Origin of the sequence: Mucilaginibacter sp. L3T2-6 (assembly GCF_030519355.1) — a bacterium.
In the GTDB taxonomy this organism is placed as follows: domain Bacteria; phylum Bacteroidota; class Bacteroidia; order Sphingobacteriales; family Sphingobacteriaceae; genus Mucilaginibacter.
In genome coordinates this window covers 48,650-68,805 of record NZ_JAUMKC010000001.1, presented here as the reverse complement: position 1 = coordinate 68,805, position 20,156 = coordinate 48,650, and the positions used below count along the sequence as shown (strand labels likewise).

At 43.4% G+C, this 20,156-nt stretch carries 21 protein-coding genes; 9 read left to right on the top strand and 12 right to left on the bottom strand.

All coding sequences use genetic code 11. The features are described from left to right. Positions 1-25 precede the first annotated feature (25 nt). From Q3W13_RS00405 to Q3W13_RS00395, 3 genes are read left to right on the top strand one after another with little or no spacing between them, the layout of a single operon-like run. Entirely contained in the window at positions 26-439 is a 414-nt protein-coding gene (locus Q3W13_RS00405; protein ID WP_302860444.1) for a DUF983 domain-containing protein, read from the top strand. Further along, a complete protein-coding gene (locus Q3W13_RS00400; protein WP_302860443.1) occupies positions 417-1,079 on the top strand; it encodes a DUF2461 domain-containing protein in 663 nt (220 codons plus the stop codon). Before Q3W13_RS00405 ends, Q3W13_RS00400 begins: the two co-directional genes overlap by 23 nt. 18 nt (positions 1,080-1,097) lie before the next feature. Beyond that, complete coding sequence (locus Q3W13_RS00395; RefSeq protein ID WP_302860442.1) at positions 1,098-1,946, top strand: OmpA family protein; 849 nt, start codon at positions 1,098-1,100, stop codon at positions 1,944-1,946. 116 nt (positions 1,947-2,062) lie between these two features. On the opposite strand, the gene rfbC is transcribed toward Q3W13_RS00395, so the two are convergent. The 3 genes from rfbC to Q3W13_RS00380 form a co-directional block, all read right to left on the bottom strand. Then, complete coding sequence (gene rfbC, locus Q3W13_RS00390; protein ID WP_302860440.1) at positions 2,063-2,611, bottom strand: dTDP-4-dehydrorhamnose 3,5-epimerase; 549 nt, start codon at positions 2,609-2,611, stop codon at positions 2,063-2,065. Then, on the bottom strand, positions 2,612-2,914 hold the full coding sequence (locus tag Q3W13_RS00385) for a DUF4286 family protein (protein ID WP_302860439.1): 303 nt from the start codon (positions 2,912-2,914) through the stop codon (positions 2,612-2,614). 96 nt (positions 2,915-3,010) lie between these two features. Further along, complete coding sequence (locus Q3W13_RS00380; RefSeq protein ID WP_302860438.1) at positions 3,011-4,822, bottom strand: tetratricopeptide repeat protein; 1,812 nt, start codon at positions 4,820-4,822, stop codon at positions 3,011-3,013. A gap of 274 nt (positions 4,823-5,096) precedes the next feature. Between Q3W13_RS00380 and Q3W13_RS00375 the strand changes: the two genes are divergently transcribed. From Q3W13_RS00375 to Q3W13_RS00355, 5 genes are all read left to right on the top strand, one after another. Further along, a complete protein-coding gene (locus Q3W13_RS00375) occupies positions 5,097-6,992 on the top strand; it encodes a prolyl oligopeptidase family serine peptidase (protein WP_302860437.1) in 1,896 nt (631 codons plus the stop codon). 10 nt (positions 6,993-7,002) lie between these two features. Then, positions 7,003-8,646 (top strand): sensor histidine kinase KdpD, encoded by a 1,644-nt coding sequence (locus Q3W13_RS00370; protein WP_302860436.1) that lies wholly within the window; start codon positions 7,003-7,005, stop codon positions 8,644-8,646. A 3-nt stretch (positions 8,647-8,649) separates the two neighbouring features. Continuing rightward, complete coding sequence (locus Q3W13_RS00365; RefSeq protein ID WP_302860435.1) at positions 8,650-9,342, top strand: response regulator transcription factor; 693 nt, start codon at positions 8,650-8,652, stop codon at positions 9,340-9,342. Positions 9,343-9,467: 125 nt separating this feature from the next. Next, positions 9,468-10,076, top strand: coding sequence for a hypothetical protein (locus Q3W13_RS00360; protein WP_302860434.1), 609 nt, complete (start codon positions 9,468-9,470; stop codon positions 10,074-10,076). A 72-nt stretch (positions 10,077-10,148) separates the two neighbouring features. Then, on the top strand, positions 10,149-12,431 hold the full coding sequence (locus Q3W13_RS00355) for a glycoside hydrolase family 31 protein (protein WP_302860433.1): 2,283 nt from the start codon (positions 10,149-10,151) through the stop codon (positions 12,429-12,431). A 105-nt stretch (positions 12,432-12,536) separates the two neighbouring features. On the opposite strand, the gene dnaK is transcribed toward Q3W13_RS00355, so the two are convergent. Next, the gene (gene dnaK, locus Q3W13_RS00350; protein WP_302860432.1) at positions 12,537-14,450 is read right to left on the bottom strand and encodes a molecular chaperone DnaK; all 1,914 of its coding nucleotides are present in this window, start codon (positions 14,448-14,450) and stop codon (positions 12,537-12,539) included. A 393-nt stretch (positions 14,451-14,843) separates the two neighbouring features. Between dnaK and Q3W13_RS00345 the strand changes: the two genes are divergently transcribed. Then, positions 14,844-15,353 carry a GNAT family N-acetyltransferase gene (locus tag Q3W13_RS00345; RefSeq protein WP_302860431.1) on the top strand — a complete coding sequence of 170 codons (510 nt, stop codon included), beginning with the start codon at positions 14,844-14,846 and terminating at the stop codon, positions 15,351-15,353. A 66-nt stretch (positions 15,354-15,419) separates the two neighbouring features. Here the strand turns inward: Q3W13_RS00345 and rplQ are convergent, their stop codons facing one another. From rplQ to map, 8 genes are all read right to left on the bottom strand, one after another. Continuing rightward, positions 15,420-16,025, bottom strand: coding sequence for a 50S ribosomal protein L17 (gene rplQ, locus Q3W13_RS00340; RefSeq protein WP_302860429.1), 606 nt, complete (start codon positions 16,023-16,025; stop codon positions 15,420-15,422). A 190-nt stretch (positions 16,026-16,215) separates the two neighbouring features. Further along, positions 16,216-17,208: a DNA-directed RNA polymerase subunit alpha gene (locus tag Q3W13_RS00335; RefSeq protein WP_302860427.1), complete on the bottom strand. Its 993-nt coding sequence runs from the start codon at positions 17,206-17,208 to the stop codon at positions 16,216-16,218. A 94-nt stretch (positions 17,209-17,302) separates the two neighbouring features. Beyond that, the gene (gene rpsD, locus Q3W13_RS00330; RefSeq protein ID WP_302860426.1) at positions 17,303-17,911 is read right to left on the bottom strand and encodes a 30S ribosomal protein S4; all 609 of its coding nucleotides are present in this window, start codon (positions 17,909-17,911) and stop codon (positions 17,303-17,305) included. A 67-nt stretch (positions 17,912-17,978) separates the two neighbouring features. Beyond that, complete coding sequence (gene rpsK, locus Q3W13_RS00325; protein WP_112574505.1) at positions 17,979-18,368, bottom strand: 30S ribosomal protein S11; 390 nt, start codon at positions 18,366-18,368, stop codon at positions 17,979-17,981. Between the two features lie 135 nt (positions 18,369-18,503). Next, positions 18,504-18,881: a 30S ribosomal protein S13 gene (rpsM, locus tag Q3W13_RS00320; RefSeq protein WP_302860423.1), complete on the bottom strand. Its 378-nt coding sequence runs from the start codon at positions 18,879-18,881 to the stop codon at positions 18,504-18,506. Between the two features lie 74 nt (positions 18,882-18,955). Beyond that, on the bottom strand, positions 18,956-19,072 hold the full coding sequence (gene ykgO, locus Q3W13_RS00315; RefSeq protein WP_022833269.1) for a type B 50S ribosomal protein L36: 117 nt from the start codon (positions 19,070-19,072) through the stop codon (positions 18,956-18,958). An 8-nt stretch (positions 19,073-19,080) separates the two neighbouring features. After that, positions 19,081-19,299: a translation initiation factor IF-1 gene (gene infA / locus Q3W13_RS00310; protein ID WP_022833270.1), complete on the bottom strand. Its 219-nt coding sequence runs from the start codon at positions 19,297-19,299 to the stop codon at positions 19,081-19,083. A 64-nt stretch (positions 19,300-19,363) separates the two neighbouring features. Then, complete coding sequence (gene map / locus Q3W13_RS00305) at positions 19,364-20,155, bottom strand: type I methionyl aminopeptidase (RefSeq protein WP_302860414.1); 792 nt, start codon at positions 20,153-20,155, stop codon at positions 19,364-19,366. Position 20,156: the final 1 nt, after the last annotated feature.

Below are 20,156 nucleotides of genomic sequence, written 5' to 3'. Positions count from 1 at the left end.
TACTCTTTATGATGAACCACGGAACATGAACCACACCCCTACCCCTAAAAGATGGGCTATGCTGCATACCAGGTGTCCGCGTTGCCGCAGGGGCGCTATGTTTAGCGGCGGAATATATAATTTCGGCTCCAATAAGATCTACAAACATTGCCCGCACTGTAACCTCCATTTCGAAATAGAGCCCGGCTACTTTTATGCAGCTATGTATATCAGCTATGCCATGAATGTGTTTGAAGGGTTTGTAATTGCCGCGCTTACTTATCTGGTCAGCAGGAATACCGATTCGCCAGGGTTGTATGTGGGAACGATTATTGGCGGCCTGTTTGTGCTTTCTCCCATAAACTTCAGGTATTCGCGCGTTTTGCTTTTATATTTGATGTCTCCGAAGATAAATTATCAGCCGCATTTAGATACCGATGATTCAACACCATACCTATGATTTTTTAAAAGAGCTTATTGAAAACAACAACCGTGAGTGGTTTCAGGCCAACAAACAACGCTATGACGCCGCCCGTGAAAATGTGCTGGATTTTACAGCATCCCTGCTTAAGCTAATGCATAAAGTTGACCCGGGTATCGACGACGCCCTGGATCCAAAAAAATGCGTAATGCGCATCTACCGCGACATTCGTTTCAGTAAAGATAAGACCCCCTACAAAAACAACTTTGGCATAAGTATTCCCACCAAAGGGCTGAAACCCGGCCGCACAGAATATTATTTACAGGTTGCCCCCGGAAACTCTTTTATAGCCGGAGGCTACTGGATGCCTGAGGCTGCCCATTTAAAAGCCATTCGCCAGGAGATCGACTATAATGCGGACGAATTGAAAAATATAATCGACGACCCTGCGTTTAAAAAGCTATTCGGCGAGTTCAGAAACCAGGAAGCTTTAAAGAGCGTTCCCAGGGATTACAGTGCGGATAACGAAAACATCGACCTGCTGAAGCTTAAAAGTTTTGTCGCATTTCACCCGTTTAAGGATGATGAGCTAATGAAACAGAACGCAGCTGAAACTATTGCCGGTATTTGCAGCAAGATACAACCGCTGAATGTATTTTTAAATAATGCCCTTACATAACGTACTATTTATATTATCATGAAAAACAAACTTGTTTTATTTGCCGCACTATTTTGTTTTGTACTCCACTCCTGTGTGATAATGTCCCCTAAAAAGTATAAGGCTTTGGTAGCTGAGCGCGATTCGTTATCCATGCGGGCCAACGCGCTTGTTGATACTGTAGCTATGCTGCGCGCCGACACAGCACGCCTGCACCGCGAAATACGTGAAGCGCAGGGCAATTACCAGGCCCTTAAAGGCGACTACAGCAGCCTGAATGATAAATATGGCGCGCTGAACAATAACCTGAGCGCAAGCTCATCAAAAGTTAACCAACTGTCCGCCGACCTTAAAAAACGCGAAGCCCGGCTGAAAGAAGTTGAAGATGCGTTGCGTAAACGCGATGAAGCTACCAATGCATTGAAAGAAAAATTGCAAAAGGCGTTGTTAGGCTTTCAGCAAAATGGCCTGACGGTGGATATCAGGAATGGAAAAGTGTATGTATCATTAACAGATAAATTACTGTTTCCGTCAGGAAGTATTGTTATTGATGCGAGAGGAAAACAGGCCTTAAGCCAGCTGGCAGCGGTATTAAATAAAGAAACCGACATCAACATTGCCGTTGAAGGCCACACCGACGACAAAAAAGTAATCAATCTTGGCCAGATAAAAGACAATTGGGACTTGAGCGTACTGCGTTCAACATCAGTTTGCCGCTACCTGACCGAGGTGGAAAAGGTAGATCCGCATAGATTGACTGCCACCGGTAAGAGCGAATATCAGCCAATCGATCCGGCAAATACAACAGAGGCCCGCACGAGGAACCGCAGGATTGAAATTATCCTCAGCCCGAAACTGGATGAATTGTACAATTTGATAAAGCAGTAACAGGGATAACATAAATTCAGGGATTTAGCAGATTCGGCTTTGAAATCTGATAAATCCCTGAAATTAATTCCACACAATCCCAAAGTCCGTAGGACCCTCTTAATCTGGTCCTGTGTTCAGAAAGGACTTACAAACGATTTAAAATCCGCCAATAGCTCATCTTTAGGAGAGAGCAGTGCTTCTTCCGGCGAAATGCCCCAATCGATATTTAAAGTTGGATCATTCCATTTTACGCCGATCTCAGAAGCTTTATCGAAGTAGTTATTTACTTTATAATTAAAGATGGTATCATCTTCAAGCGCTACAAAACCATGTAAAAATCCGGCCGGTATCCAGAACATAGTTTTATTGTCGCTGCTCAGTTCAATCGAAAAATATTTACCATACGTTGGCGATTCTTTCCGGATATCGACAGCAACATCCAGCACCCTGCCCGCAACAACACGCACCAGTTTCCCCTGCGCATAAGGATTAGCCTGGCCATGTAAGGCTCTTACTGATCCTTTGCGCGAAAATGACTGATTATCCTGCACAAAATCAGCATCTATACCATTGGCTGCAAAAACAGCTTTATTATAGCTTTCGTAAAAATAGCCCCGGTCATCAGTAAATATGCGCGGCTCAATTATCAACAGCCCTTTTATAAATGTTTCGGTAACTTTCATTTAGCTTACGGTTTTCATTAAGGTATTAAATACCACAAACTGATTTTCAAATTCCCGGTTATGCATATCCTGCAAGCGGTGCAGGTGCCTGCTGTAAAACTCGTTAAAGTCGTCCATGCTTTCAGCGCTGTACTGAATACAGTAGGTAACACCCTCGTTCGGCGAATCGATAACGGTTAGTATTTGATATGACTTAAAGTAGCCGGTTTCCATAACCGCAGGTATATAAACCTGCTTCATCCAGTTAAGCCACTGGTCATGAATGGCTTCATCTATTATTACGGTATCGTTAAATATGATCATCGGGGCAAAGGTAGTGTTTTGAGCGGAGATGTAGTAGTTGTTGCGAAGGTTGTAACAGCGGGAGCACCTCGGGGAAGTATAACTAACGCAACTTAATCAACTTGCACCCTCGTTCTTATCCCCTCTCAGTAACCTGAAGCGTTTGCGGGCTTCATTGATATAAAGGCTGCCGCCATAATCAGTGATAATTTTCTGGTAATACATTTTTGCTTTCTCCTTGTCCTGCAACTGATTTTCGTAAATATCACCCAACATAAAAACCGCATCATCGGCCCAAAGATCGAAAGCGTGCTCATCAGCTATTTTTTTCAAAAGCGGCACGGCATCTGCATAACTTTTCTGCTGGATCAATATCCTTGCTTTGGACATCAGTATGTCATCATTAAGCGAATTACCAGGATATTTTACGTCGATACTATCGAGGATAGCGATGGCTTTTTCCGGTTGCTCCGCAAATATCGCCAAATCGGCATGTGCGTACATTTTAAGCGCCGCGCCACTGGTATCGGCCTGCATACTATCAGATATCAAAAGAGAAAGGTTGAGCGCATCGTTGGCAATCAGCTGAGACGTAGCAGCTTTCAGGACGTCCAACTGACCTTTAGCCCAGGTAAAATCGCCGGTATAATACGCCAGTTTTGCATTCCGGTATTTGGCATCCTGTCCAATTGCCGTGTTTTTAAAGTCTATCTCAACCTGGCTGTACAGCAAAGTAGCATCCCAGGGCTGGTTGCTTAAAAGCGTAACATCTCCCAAATCAAGTTTACATTCCGCTAAAAGCGACGGCCTTATCCCCGGAATTTTCACGATCTCTTCTAACAGGTTTTTAGCTTCGGCTATTTTATGCAGCTTAAACGCCTGCAGATTAGCCAGTTTTTGCATGGCAAATGCTGTATTGGCGTTTTTACCGAACTCCGCGAGTAAATCCGTATAATCCTTTTCGAGGCTCAGCAAATCTTCACCCGTATATTTTCCGGAGGTTACCCTCAAATTTTTTGTATTGATAAGCTCTATTTTCGATGGAATGTACAGTGGCTGCTCTTTACCTTTGCTTGCAAGATATTCGTATCCCCGTATGGCTGCATCATAGGCCTCGTTGCTTACCAGCGTGCGGCATAGTTCAAAAATGTTACTCCCGTCATCATTTTGCCGGCGGCTTAAGGCAAGGGCTTGGTTCAGTGCCATATCAAACTGGCGCTGCTGCAAAAATTGCCAGGTAAGCAACTCCGGATAAATAGTTTGCTGCGGATCCTTTTGTATCCTTTTAAGCAGCGCAGCTTTCAGGATATCATAGTCGGCCGAACCTTCAAACAGGGTCGAAATGGTATTTTCAGCTTGCGCAAGGTAGGGCGGGTTAAATGGCAAAAAGTTAAGGTATTCTTCTACCAGCGCCGGCTTATCCCGTTTGTAGCGATAAAGGTTGATTAGCTCGTACGAAAACAGGTTGTCATTTTGCAACAGTTTACGGCCCTGCAGGAATATCTTGATTGCGTAATCGATATTGGCATTTTGATAAAACAATGACGCGAGTAAGGCTATCTGACTTTGATCAGCCGGAAGATTTTTGATCAGGTCGTCATATATAGCGTTAGCCTTATCAACCGAACCCTGTTGGGTGTACGCTGTCGCCAGGATAATATTATATTGCCGGTCTTCAGGATGTTTGCGCACCATCTTTTTTGCAGCGCCAATGGCGTCGTCAAACTTCTTAAGCTCGAGCAAGCTATTAACATATACTGTAAAATATTGCTCGTTATTTTGCTTGTATAACTTTTGATAGATATCAAGTGCTTTTTCCGGTGCACCGTTTGCAGCATATTGACGGGCGAGCAATAAATCGTTCTCCTGCGCGACTAGCGTACTACAAGCTGCAAACATCAATAAAAAACAAACGCACAGTTTCTTCATTAAATCAAAAATAGCTTTTTAATTGATTGAGCGCTTGGCGATTTGATAAATAAGAAAACATGAAGATTTCAGGGATATAAACAACAACGGTTTTTTTATGCCGGAAGTATCTGATCCATATCCGTTCGCTCCTTAAACTTTCAAATCATTTCCGCGGAAACCAGCGAAACAACTAATTATTAAGTTAATTACCTGTAGTAAAATTATGGTGACAGTTTGAAATGCTTAACTTAATTATATAATTTGACCTGATTAAACAACGAAGTATAAACTGATGTTAAAGCATCTAAGACTGATTTTTGCAGTATATTTAGTTGCCGCACTGTCCGCCTGCAAACCGGATAACAGGCAAATACCTGTTATCGACTTTTTTAAGACGCCCGAAAAAGTCGCCTACAGGCTGTCGCCGGATGGTAAATATATTTCTTACTTAAAACCATATAAAGACAAGCAAAACCTGTTTATCCAGTCGCTCGATGGTGGAAAAGAACAAATGGCTACCTCATTCAGCGACTATTCAGTACGCGGAGATTATAACTGGACCTACAATAACGACATTGTGTTTTTCCAGGATGACATTGCGCAGGACGAGATAAAAATGTTCACACTTGACATTGCGACACTTAAAGTAACGCCTGTCTTATCGCAAAAAAAAGTGCGCATCTCTATCCTGGGCCGTGATAAAAATACGCCTGATGTAATAACCATACGCATGAACAAGCGCGACCCGGCAAACTTTGACATTTACAGGCTGAACATTAAAACGGGAGCACTAACTCCTTACCTGGTCAACCCGGGGAATATCACTCAATGGTTTCCGGATGCCGACGGCAAGATACGCCTTGTTAAAGCCTCAGACGGGGTTGACGAAACGATTTTGTACCGCCCTAATGACAACACGCCATTTAAAGGGATAATCGCTAATAATTTTAAAACTTCAGTTAAACCGATAGCTTTCACCGGCCAAAAAAATTATTTCTATGCCCTGTCCAATGTTAACCGCGACAAATCAGCATTAGTTGAAATCAATGCGGAGGATGGAAAGGAGCACAGGGTTATTTTTGCATCGGACAGTGCAGATATACTTGACTACTCCTATTCTAAAAACACTCATAAAGTAGAAATGGTCTCATGGGACGCAGGGAAGCCACAGAAACATTACTTTGACCCGGTAATGAAAAACATCTATGACAAATTATCCGGTGAATTAAAGGACAACCAGATCGCCATTACTGACAGGGATAGCGCAGAGAACAAATTTATTGTTTTTACATACACCGATCGTTGCCCGGGCACCTATTATCTTTTTGAACGAAGCGCCGGTAAACTAACTAAATTAAGTGATATTAACCCCGACTTAAAGCATGAGGAGCTTTGCCCGATGCGGCCGATAAGCTTTAAAGCCAGCGACGGCTTAAAAATAACCGGCTATCTGACTTTACCCAACGGCCTCAAAACGACTAACTTACCAACGGTAGTAATACCGCATGACGGGCCGTTTTCCCGTACCGGTTGGGGCTTTAATCCCGAGGTGCAGTTTTTGGCGAACCGGGGTTATGCGGTTTTCCAGGTTAACTACCGGGGTTCTACCGGTTTTGGAAAAGCATTTCACAGTGCCGGTTTCAAACAGATGGGCGGTAAAATTCAACAGGATATTACCGATGGTGTAAAGTGGCTGATAGCTAACAAGACAGCTAACCCAAAAAAGATAGCCATTTTCGGCGGAGGTTTTGGCGGCTTTTCCGCGTTATACGGTGTATCGTTCCATCCTGAACTATACAACTGCGCCATAGTACAGCATGGGCTTATTAACTTCTTCACCTATATTAAAGATGCACCGCCATTTTTGAAGCCAATGGTGCAAATGACCTATGAGAGGGTAGGCAATCCCGCGACCGATGCCGGCCAGTTCAGGGCTATTTCGCCTGTGTTTAATACTGATAAAATACACGCGCCTGTGCTTATTTTCCAGGGTGCGAGAGATGACCGCGCAAACATACCCGAATTAAATCAGTTTGTGCGTGAACTGCAAAAACAGAATGGCAGCGACAAAGTAAAATACTTTTTAAAGCCAATGGAGCGTACAAGCTTCAGGAGCCAGGCAAACCGGATGGAAATGTATGCTGAGATTGAAAAGTTCCTGGACGAAAATATGCGGAAAAAAAATTAAACCTGGCTTTATGAAAAAGCAGGACAACAGCTACCGTAAAAATTTTTCGTTGGCCATCATTTTCCTGGTCCTCACATCAGTAATGTTTATTATCGCCCTTTTTGTTTCATACAATCTGAACGCCAAATACGTAGAAAACGAATTTGACTCGAAAAAAATATACGTACAGGAACAAACCACACGGCCTTACAACAACCTGTTTCAGAATAAAATCACAGAGATTACTTCTTACCAGGGCTTTCTCGACTCGGCGTCTGCGGCCAGGTATGCCGATTCTGTTTTTCAGAGCTATCATTTCGTGCGGCAGATGGTTTTTTATGATGTACAGATAGGTAACCAAAATCAGGGTATCATTATTAAAAACCATTTGGGCATATCTATAAAGTCGATGTACCTTTTCCGGCCTAAAAATAATAAGGTAGAAGGGATCAGGATATGGAACACTAAGAACGAAATTGATTTTGAGCAAATGGCCACCAAACTGGCGCGTTTTATCGCCCTATCAGATACTACGCGCGGTTCCACCCAGGACGAAATTTATAAGACGTTTTATGACGTAAAGCCAGGTAAGATCAGTTATTCGAACATTCTGCGCCGGGAGGACGTGAAAATATTGCGCGAACTGCAAATGCACCCCAATTCGCCGTATTATTCCAAGCAGACCATGATGACCTTTTTTCTTGACCCCTACAGGCTCAAGATTAAAAACCCCTATAAGCAACTCTATCAAAAGGTAACTATTCAACCGGTGGTTTTCGACCCGCCTGATAATCCGATCGGTACCCTCGTGACCGAAGCACCACTGCCGGGCGCTTTTTCTGATTACAAACTTTATTTTTTGTCGCCCCCGGGATATTTAAATGCCGAGATTAATCGTCGTTTTATGCCTGTTGCCGGACTGGTATTACTGATTTATTGTGTACTCGTGCTCATAGGCTGGCTCATCTACCGCAACCTCGGTATTAACATCAAACTATTTAAACTGCAGTATGATTTCATTAATAACTTCACCCATGAGTTTAAAACACCCGTGAGTGTTATAAAAATTGCAGGCTCAAACCTTAGCGGAGATAGCGAGCTAAGCGAACGGCAGCGAAAACAATATGGACGGATATTAAACGAGGAAGCCGATAAGCTTAATGAACTGATGAGCAAACTGCTCTCGTTCACCCAACTCGAAAATAAATCGATTGAGTTGAAAAGAGAGCCGGTTGATGTACAGCAATTTGTAAACAGCTATATCGAGACCTTCAGGTTAAAACATCCCGACTTTAAAATCACATCGCACTTTGATGGTACACCTACCCTTCTAACTGACCCTGTTATGCTTGGGAGCGTTTTGCAGAACCTGATGGAAAATGCCTATAAATACTCTCATCCCGAAAAAAGGGAACTGCATATTAACGTGAGCGGCTTTAAACGAAACATTGTATTTTCATTCAAAGACAAAGGTATTGGGATACAAAAGAGTGAATTGGGGAATGTATTTAAAAAATTCTACCGGATAGAGAACCAGTACAACCAAAACGGCAGTGTTGGCCTGGGCTTGGCTTTTTGCAAAGAACTGGTTAATTTTATGGACGGAGAGATAACAGTTAACAGTAAAGTAAATGAAGGTTCGGAGTTTATAGTTACCTTACCTTACGAAAATTAAAATATGAATAAAGAAATAAAAATTGCGCTGGTTGAGGACGATGAAAACCTGCGTTTCCTGGTGGCCGAACGCCTGCAGTCAGAAGGCTATAAAGTACTGGAAGCTGCCAATGGCGACACTGCAGAAAAAGTGATCTTAAATGAACACCCAGACATCGTACTGCTCGACTGGATGTTGCCCGGCAAACAAGGTTCTGAAGTTTGCACCAATATAAGGGCCAAAGGCTTCGATAACCTGGTAATTATGATGACTGCCAAAGGGCAGGACGTTGACAAGATTGCTGCTTATAACTTCGGCGTATCAGACTACATTATTAAACCATTTAATATGGATGTGCTCGTGGCAATGATTGAAAACAAGATCAAGTTTTCGCTCAATAACGAGAAAACCGAATCATACAAATTTGCCGGTATGGAGCATTTGCCAAATACACACCTGCTGATAAAGGAAGGACGCAAAATAGAGCTAACTATTTTAGAGAATCGTATCCTGCTATACTTCCTTAAAAATAAAAACAAGGTGATTAACCGCGAAGAATTAATGATGGAAGTTTGGGGTTATAATGCCGATGTAAATACCCGTACGCTTGATATGCATATTGTAAGGCTGCGTAAGAAAATCGAGTCGAATCCTGACTCTCCGCAATACCTGCAAACTGTAAGAGGTATCGGTTATAAATTTGTTTATAACGGATAATTAAAATAACGGTCTTTCGGTGGCTGTACCTCCACAGCCACCTTTCTTCCCCGGTAAATACAACTTTCAAAGTCAGTTGTAACCTATCTTTGCCGGCCATCGTCCAATCTGCAAATCTTTAAACCATGCAGACCGGCACAAACCTATTACATATAAAGTTATCAGGACTTGCCTTAATTGTGGCGCCGTTATTATTTGGCGCGTCAACATTCTTCTGGCAAAATGGCGAATACGGCCCAACGGCCGCTGTGCTGCTAACACTTTCCAATGCTTTTTGGATTCCCGCACTTATTGCATTGTTTGGCTTTATCAAAAATAAAATGCCGGTTTACTATCCAATAGGCCTGTTTGTTGCTATCTGCGGCAGCTGCATAGGGGGTAACAGTTTTAGCTATCTCGGATATTTTACCACTGTTTTCGGTATTTCCCATCAAACATATATTTCTACGCTGGCGCATTACCCTATAAGCTCCGGTATACTCATCTTTTGGGCCGGACCGCTTTTCCCATTGAGTCTCCTTGTATTGGGAATTAATCTTATACGAAAAAGAACTATCGAAACCTGGCTGGGCATTTTAATATGTCTCGGCGCAATCGTATTTCCTTTGGGTCGTATTTTACGCATTGAAGTTGTTGCTCACCTCACCGACCTGCTTTTTGCTGTACCTTTCTTTGTTATAGGCTGGAGGTTTATAAACAGCCGTGGCAGCGTAAGTCAATTTGCACAAGCCTGACATCGTCAAATACTTAAAACGTTATCCCCTCCTGGTCGTTACCTTATAAAGGCTAAATTGTAAGGACACGGCATGGATTTAGAAATATTAGGCAAAGCTGAAAGCATAAAAAAAACAAAGCACGGCCTTGTTATACAAACCAAAGAAGCTACTGCCCGCATTTGGGTTTACAGCAATAATATCATCCGGGTAAACGTAAGCAAGGCATTTAATGCCAACGATCATTCGTTTGCAGTTATACAGCAACCCGCCGGTGATTTTGAATTTTCAGAATCTAATGACGAGGTGACTATCATCACCACCGGCATGCGCTTGGGAATTGCCAAAAACCCGTTACGGTTTAATTTTTATACGGTAAATGGTCATGCTTTGAGCGAGGATGACGAGCGATTCGGCATTAACTGGCAGGGCAACAGGGTGATTAACTATCGCAAGCTTTACCCGGATGAAAAGTTTATCGGCCTGGGCGAAAAGACGGGTAACCTGAACAAGCGCGGAGCCAGCTTTGTAAACTGGAACACCGATGCCGCCATGCACGATACTAAAACCGACCCGCTGTATAAAACAATACCATTTTTTGTTGGGATACACGATAGGCTGACTTACGGTCTTTTTTTCGATAATACGCATAAAAGCTATTTCGACTTCGGCGCTACTACTGATGACCAGATGACGTGGTTCGGCGCGGACGGCGGCGATATGAATTATTATTTTTTCGGCACGCAGGGCATAGCCAAAATAATTGAAGATTATACCTGGCTGACCGGCCGCATGGAAATGCCGCCGCTGTGGAGCCTCGGGTACCAGCAATGCCGCTGGAGCTATATGAACGCCAAAGAAGTATTGAAAGTCGCTGAAAATTTCAGGAAATATAATATTCCCGCCGATGTAATTTACTGTGATATAGATTACATGGACGGGTTCAAAATTTTTACCTGGAATAGCCAAACTTTTCCCGATCCGAAGGCGCTTATCGATAAACTGAAAGAAATGAACTTCAGATTGATAACGATCGTCGATCCGGGTATTAAGATCGAAAAGGGCTACCCACAATATGATGAGGGTGTTAAAAAAGGCTACTTTGCTACTTATCCTAACGGAGAAAACTATACTGGCGAGGTTTGGCCCGGCCGGTGCCACTTTCCGGATTTCTTTAGGGAAGATGTACGCGAATGGTGGGGTAAATCGTTTGCCGCATTAACACAACCTGGAGTAGAAGGTTTTTGGAATGATATGAACGAACCGGCCGCCTGGGGGCAAAACATCCCCTGGCTGGTTAAATTCGGCGAGAAGTTCATGCCCGAAGTGCGCAATGCCTATGGAATGCAAATGGCGCGCGCCACGTATGATGGTGTCCGAAAGATAATGGGTAATAAGCGGCCGTTCGTATTAACCCGGGCTGCCTATGCCGGCACCCAGCGGTATTCTGCAGTGTGGACAGGTGATAACTCCGCATTTGATGAGCACATGTTGATGGGCCAGCGTATGGTAAGCAGCCTCGGCATTTGCGGGATGAGCTTTGCCGGCGTGGATATTGGTGGTTTTAGTTATAATCCTTCCCCTGAGTTGATAGTGCGCTGGAACTCGCTCGGGGTTTATACCCCCATGTTCCGTAATCATGCCCAACAAGGCACCATCATGCGCGAGCCATGGCGCTGGGGCAAAAAGAATATGGCGATCATCAAAAAAGATATTGAGCTGCGCTACCGCTTGCTGCCTTATATCTACTCTGCATTTTACCATTCCTGCCTTACAGGCTTGCCCGTAAGCCGTGCGCTGGCTATTGATTACACCAATGATAAAAAGGTGTACGATGAGAGTTACCACAACCAGTTTTTATTCGGTGATAGTATACTGGTTGCACCTGTGGAAAGTACAAAGCTAAAAGCGAAGGTTTATTTACCGAAAGGCGCCTGGTACCGGTTTAGCACAGGCGAGAAGTTTAATGGTGGCAAAACGATAACAGTTGATGCGCCACTGACAGACCTTCCGGTATTTATAAAAGCCGGCGCAATCATTCCAATGCAAAACGTTGTGCAAAGCACAAATGACAAAGGCGATGGTATTTTGGCATTGCATACATGGAATGGCGTCGAACCATCAATATTTAATTACTATGAGGATGATGGGACTACTTATGACTATCAAAATAAGGTTTACTATAAGCGGCAAATAATTTTCGACCCTGTTCGCCGCTCGATAAGCTTTTCTGATGTGGAGGGCTCGTTTACATCAAGATTCAGCCAGGTAAAATTGATGCTGCATGGGTTTAGTGATTCCTCCAAGAACGGTGAAACGGAGAGGCGGCAAGTCCTCTATAAGTTTGGCAATGCCGCATTTAAACTAACGTTTTAAATAGCGGCATACTGCCCGGCGCGCCAAAACCACTCAACAAAAAACCCCGGCTAAATGCATAACCGGGGTTAATAGTTTATATCTCTTAGGGAGATAGGGAACTTTTTATTTCACTTCTTCAAAGTCGACATCCGTTACAGTGTCCCCTTCGTTCTGTCCGCCCGCAGAGGCGCCGCCGTTTGCATCAGCACCTGGCTGTGCGCCCTGGCCTGCATCAGCAGTGGCTTTATACATCTCTTCAGAGGCTGCGTTCCAGGCATTGTTTAACTCAGCCTGGGCTGCGTCAATATCGCTGAAGTTTTTAGCTGCATAGGCCTCTTTCAGTTTTTTCAGGCCTTCTTCGATAGGCGCTTTCTTGTCAGCCGAAATCTTGTCGCCGTATTCTTTCAATTGTTTTTCGGTCGAGAATATCAGCGCGTCAGCAGCATTAAGTTTTTCAACTTCTTCTTTTGCCTTTTTGTCAGCATCGGCATTCGCTTCAGCCTCGTCTTTCATTTTCTTGATCTCAGCTTCAGTTAAGCCAGAAGAAGCTTCAATACGGATCTTCTGCTCTTTACCGGTAGCTTTATCCTTTGCAGATACATTCAATATACCGTTAGCATCAATATCGAAAGTCACTTCAATTTGTGGCACACCACGAGGTGCTGGTGGAATGCCATCCAGGTGGAAACGGCCGATCGTACGATTAGCCGATGCCATTGGGCGTTCACCTTGCAGAATGTGTATCTCTACTGATGGCTGACTGTCAGACGCGGTTGAGAATACTTCCGATTTCTTGGTTGGTATTGTAGTATTAGCTTCAATCAGCTTGGTCATTACGCCACCCATAGTTTCAATACCTAATGAAAGCGGGGTAACGTCAAGCAATAAAACGTCTTTTACTTCGCCGGTTAATACACCTCCCTGTATAGCAGCACCGATAGCCACCACCTCGTCAGGGTTCACACCTTTTGAAGGCGCTTTACCGAAGAATTTTTCAACAGCTTCCTGAATAGCAGGGATACGTGTTGAACCACCTACCAAGATGATCTCGTCGATATCCGATGTACCGTAACCCGCGTTTTTCAATGCGGTTTTGCAAGGCTCGATAGTACGTTTGATCAAACCGTCGGCCAGTTGCTCAAATTTAGCGCGGGTTAAGGTTTTAACCAGGTGCTTTGGCATGCCGTCGGCAGCTGTAATGTATGGCAGGTTAATTTCAGTCTGCGCAGTGCTTGATAACTCTATTTTAGCTTTTTCAGCTGATTCCTTTAAGCGTTGTAACGCCATTGAGTCTTTACGCAGGTCGATACCTTCATCATTCTTAAACTCATTGGCCAGCCAATCAATAATTACCTGGTCAAAATCGTCACCACCAAGGTGAGTATCGCCATCGGTTGATTTCACTTCGAATACGCCATCGCCTAATTCCAGTACCGAAACGTCATGCGTACCGCCACCGCAATCGAACACAACAATTTTCATGTCCTTGTGCGCTTTGTCCAGGCCATAAGCCAGAGCGGCTGCAGTAGGCTCGTTAATGATACGGCGAACTTTTAAACCTGCAATCTCGCCGGCCTCTTTAGTAGCCTGGCGCTGTGCGTCGTTAAAGTAAGCCGGCACAGTTATAACCGCCTCAGTAACTTCCGTACCCAGAAAATCTTCAGCAGTCTTCTTCATTTTTTGAAGGATCATGGCAGAAATTTCCTGCGGAGTATATTTACGGTCGCCTATTTCAACGCGCGGCGTGTTGTTATCGCCTTTTACCACTTTATAAGGCACTCGGTCGGCCTCTTTGGTAACCTCATTAAACTGGTTACCCATAAAGCGTTTAATAGAATAAATAGTTTTTGTTGGATTGGTGATAGCCTGGCGTTTTGCAGGGTCGCCAACTTTACGTTCGCCGTTGTCCACAAAAGCCACTACAGACGGCGTAGTACGTTTACCCTCGCTGTTCGCAATAACCTGGGGCTCGTTACCTTCCATTACTGCAACGCAGGAGTTTGTTGTTCCTAAGTCGATTCCAATTATTTTAGACATATGATTATATTTTCTTGATTGATGTTTTCTGAATTACTGGTTATTTATCAATGCCTGTGCCAATTTGGGTTTGGCAGAGTTTTTTTGATTAAAGGTTAAAGGTTAAAGGCGAAAGGTATTATTTAGTCATGACGATGTTTAAAAACGGTGACAGGTTGGCAGGAGTTGAGGCGAGAGGGGCGAGACATTAGCATTACAATTATTTTCTGTAAATTGCTCACAAAAAAAACGCCTCTGTTACTCAACACACCAAACAGGCAAACTACAACGCCTGGAATTGTATAACAACAGCCTGATCACCGGCTGAACCTTCAATCAGCAAATTGAAATGAATTTTTATTGTTATACAAATCCAAAATATCCATGTTTTTTATCGAATCAGAACGGTTGAAAATGCAGCCGTTAACACATCAACAACTGCAAATATTACATAATAGCGGGCGGCATGCCCTGGAGGAATCACTTGGTCTTACCCTATCCAACTGGCAGGTGGATGAATTTTATCAAAAGGAAATAGATGACGCCATGATAAATTTCTGGCTGCCAAAAACACTGGCTAATCCTGACCAGTTCATCTGGTACACTGATTGGGAAATCATCCTTAAGGCTGAAAACCTCGCTATCGGCGGCATGGGATTCAACGGAGAACCCAACGACCTGGGCGAGGCGGAAGCCGGCTATATGATTGAGGAAGGACACCAGGGCAAAGGTTATGCTACGGAAGCTCTAAAACTGATGAGCCATTGGGCTTTGGGAAAGGAAGGGATTAATTCGGTGATTGTTCATACATACGAGAGTAATCTGCCTTCTGTGCGGATACTGGAAAAATGCTGCTTTAAACAGTTTAAGAGAACTGATGAGGGATTGTTATCGTTTAGACTGAACAATGATCAGTACCGCTAAAAAAAAGAAGCCTCCCGGCAAGCCAGGAGGCATTTCTTTAATAATTAGATTTATTTGGATTTAAAATTATTCGGCTTTTTCAGCATTTTCCTCGTTTGCTGCCGGCGCCTCAGGGGCCTCGGTTTCAGCTGCAGGAGTTGCTTCAGTTTCAACTGCCGGTGATTCAGCAGAAGCGGCCTCAGCTACAGGAGCTGCTTCAACAACTTCTTCGGTTGCTGGCGCAGCAGCAGGTGCAGCAGTTTTATTACCGCCTTTACCACCACGGCGACGAGTTGATTTCTTTTCAGTTTTAGCAACGTCGGTACCATAAACTGTATTGTAGTCTACCAATTCAATCATCGCCATTTCAGCGTTATCACCTAAACGGTTTTCCATTTTGATGATACGGGTGTAACCGCCCGGACGGCTGGCAATCTTCTCAGCAATTTCGCGGAACAGGATGCTAACTGCATCTTTGTCCTGGAGATAGCTGAATACCACACGACGCGAGTGTGTAGTATCATTTTTCGATTTTGTAAGAAGGGGCTCAACAAATCCGCGTAAAGCCTTCGCTTTTGCTAATGTTGTAGTAATGCGCTTGTGCAGGATAAGCGAAGTGGCCATGTTGCTCAGCATCGCTTTGCGGTGGCTGTCGGTGCGGCCTAAGTGATTAACTTTTTTTCCGTGTCTCATTGTTTTTGTTGTTGTGGCACGTGCATACCGTCGGGCGGCGGCTTTTCGTCAAGCCCTCGGAATTATGCCGGTGTTAGTGATTTGTTGATTAGAGGTTAGAGAATAGTTCACCTGCTTTCTCAAACCCGTGTTTTATAAATGAAAAGAGGTTAGAGACTAATTAACTAATCTCTAACCTCTTTTTATTAATTTATTCTTCGTCTAACTTAAATTTCGACAGGTTCATACCAAAAGATAAGCCTTTTGATTTTACCAGGTCCTGGATCTCAGTTAACGACTTTTTACCAAAGTTTCTGAACTTAAGCATATCAGCCACGTCGTATGATACTAAATCAGCAAGGCTGCGTATATCAGCAGCTTTCAGGCAGTTTAGTGCACGTACTGAAAGGTCAAGGTCAACCAGTTCGGTCTTAAGGATCTTGCGCATATGCAGGATTTCCTCATCAACTTCTTTAGTTTCTTCTTTAGCCTGCGCTTCTAGCATCATGTTCTCATCACTGAACAGCATAAAGTGCTGGATAAGTATCTTAGCCGCTTCTTTAAGTGCATCTTCAGGATGTATTGAACCATCGGTAGTAATGTCCAGTACTAATTTTTCATAGTCGGTTTTTTGTTCTACACGATAGTTCTCAATAGTATATTTAACGTTTTTGATAGGTGTGTAAATCGAGTCGATTGCTATTACACCTACATTAGCGTCAGGATTTTTATTTTCTTCGCTCGGAATGTAACCACGGCCTTTATTAACAGTAAGCTCGATTTCAAGCGTTACCGAACTATCCATATTACATATAACAAACTCAGGGTTCAACACCGTAAAGTTGTTTGAAAACTTGGTGATATCGCCTGCATTGAAAGCATCCTGGCCATTAATAATGACAAATATTTTTTCGCTGTCGCCAGATTCACCGGTTTTTTTGAACCTAACCTGCTTAAGGTTAAGTATAATTTCGGTAACGTCTTCAACAACGCCTTTGATGGTTGAAAACTCATGCATCACTCCCGAAAAACGTACTGAAGTGATCGCATAACCTTCCAGTGAAGAAAGTAAGATACGACGCAGAGCATTACCAATGGTTACACCGAAGCCTGGTTCTAACGGACGAAACTCAAACGTGCCATCAAAATCAGTTGATTTCTGCATGATAACCTTGTCTGGTTTTTGAAATGCTAAAATTGCCATTTATATCCTTTATTTATTGTTTACTAATTGAAATGATTTAAACCACGAAATGATTGACAAAATTTGCCAATCATCGCGTGGATAAGTATCGTTATTACTTCGAGTACAACTCGACGATAAGGTTTTCCTTAATGTTCTCAGGAATCTCATCGCGGTTTGGATAGTTAAGAAACTTGCCTGTTAAATTGGCAGCATCCCACTCCAGCCAGCTGTACTTGTTTATTTTGCGGCCGGCTACCGAATTGGCAACTGCTTCCAGCGATTTTGATTTCTCACGTACCGCTATAACATCACCAGCTTTTAGTGAATATGAAGGGATGTTTACCACCTCACCGTTTACAGTGATATGTTTGTGACCAACCAACTGACGTGCGCCTGAACGGGTTGGGGCTATACCTAAACGGTAAACAGCATTGTCTAAACGGGCCTCCAGAAATTTCAACAGGTTCTCACCGGTGATACCTTCTTTAGCAGAAGCACGGTGAAACAGGTTTTCGAACTGACGTTCCAACACACCGTAAGTGTATTTAACTTTCTGTTTTTCCTGCAACTGGGTTGAGTACTCTGACTGTTTGCCTCTCCTTTTCGACACGCCGTGCATGCCCGGAGGATAATTTTTTCTTTCTAACGCTTTATCCGGACCGAAGATCGGCTCACGGAAACGGCGCGCAATTTTGGATTTTGGTCCTGTATATCTAGCCATTGTTTGTGGTTTTTAAAGTATCAGGCAGCCCGCAGCTGCTGAATCTTAGCTTTAAAAAAATTGTTAATTAAACTCTTCTGCGTTTTGATGGACGGCAACCGTTGTGCGGAAGCGGTGTAATGTCCTTTATAGTAGTTACCTCGATGCCTGCAGTTTGCAAAGTACGGATAGCCGACTCACGACCGGCGCCAGGGCCCTTCACAAATACTTCAACTTTACGAAGACCTAAGTCATACGCAACTTTACCGCAATCAGCAGCAGCCTGACCGGCAGCATAAGGCGTGTTTTTCTTTGAACCTTTGAAACCCATTTTCCCAGCAGACGACCACGAAATAGCCTGGCCGGTTTTGTTGGTAAGGGTGATGATGATGTTGTTAAAAGTAGCATTGATATGTGCTTCACCAACCGGTTCTACAATAACAATACGCTTTTTGGTTACTTTTTTAGCTTTAGCCATTTTTTGATTTTCTTTTTGCCAATGAATTACTGGATTAGCGAATAATCCGGACTCATTAGCGAGTTATATAATCAGGTATTCCTAATGTCAGAAACCACAGGATACTTCTAACCTCTGGTCTCTGATCATTAATCACTATTTAGTAGCTTTCTTCTTGTTAGCAACAGTCTTACGTTTACCTTTACGGGTACGTGAGTTGTTTTTGGTACGCTGACCGCGCAAAGGCAACCCTTTACGGTGACGGGTTCCACGATAGCAACCTATATCCATTAAACGTTTAATGTTCAGCTGAACTTCAGAGCGCAGCGCGCCTTCAACCTTGATCTGATCGTTAATTATACCACGGATAGTAGCTAACTGTTCGTCGTTCCAATCCTGAACTTTAGTATCAAAATCGATACCGGCTTCAGTTAAAATTCTTTGAGCGGTAGCACGGCCAATACCGTAAATGTAGGTTAAACCTATCTCCCCTCTTTTGTTCTTCGGTAAATCTATACCTGAAATCCTTGCCATATTTGTGTTTTGTGTTTTTAAATGATACCGAACGGCGGGCCACCGTTGTACGGGCTATCACAATTTCTTTCTAATTATCCCTGACGCTGCTTAAACTTAGGATTCTTTTTGTTGATAACATAAAGTTTCCCGTTACGGCGAATGATCTTGCAATCAGCGCTGCGTTTTTTAATGGATGCTCTAACTTTCATCTCTGCTGTTATTTATATCTATAGGTTATTCTACCCTTTGTCAAGTCATACGGGCTCATCTCCAGTTTAACCCTGTCGCCAGGTAAAATTTTGATGTAGTGCATCCGCATTTTTCCGGATATGTGAGCAATAATCTCATGACCATTTTCCAGTTCAACCCGGAACATTGCATTTGATAATGCCTCCCGGATGGTTCCGTCTTGTTCAATCGATGATTGTTTAGCCATATTTTACTGATTATTACTTAATTATCCGCCCCAAAACCGGGATGCAAAATTAATAAAAAATATTTTAATTATTATTAATTTCTTTTAAAACATTATCTACATACGAAAAGGTAGACAGGATATCGGGTTGTCCCTTCCTGATAGCTACCGTATGTTCGTAGTGCGCAGATGGTTTGCCATCAACTGTCGACACCGTCCAACCGTCGTCCCAGAACTTCACCCTGGCTTTGCCGGCATTAATCATAGGTTCAATAGCTATCACCATACCTTCTTCAAGTTTGGTACCCGAGCCACGTCTGCCATAATTGGGCACTTCGGGTTTTTCGTGCAGCTGCAGACCAACTCCGTGACCTACCAACTCTTTCACAACACCATAGCCGTGTTTTTCGGCGTGCTCCTGAACTGCGTAACCAATGTCACCTATGCGCATTCCGGCAACTGCTTTTTGCACGCCCAGGTCGAGGCATTCACGGGTAACACGCATAAGGCGCTTAACTTCGTCGCTCACTTCGCCTATTGCAAAAGTAAAAGCCGAGTCACCGATATATTTATTCAGGACTACGCCGCAATCAACCGATACTATATCACCCTCGACAAGCTCGCGCTGGTTGGGAAAACCGTGCACCACCTGGTCGTTGGGCGAAATACATAAAGAGTAAGGAAACCCGTGATAATTTAAAAATGCAGGAACCCCCCCGTTGTCACGGATAAAGGTTTCTGCAAGTTTATTTAATTCTATGGTTTTTATACCAGGGCGTATTACTTTCGCAATTTCCCCTAGTGTTTTGGAAACAAGTAAAGAACTTTCTCTTATCAGCTCTATCTCTTCGACAGACTTATAATGGATCTTTGACATG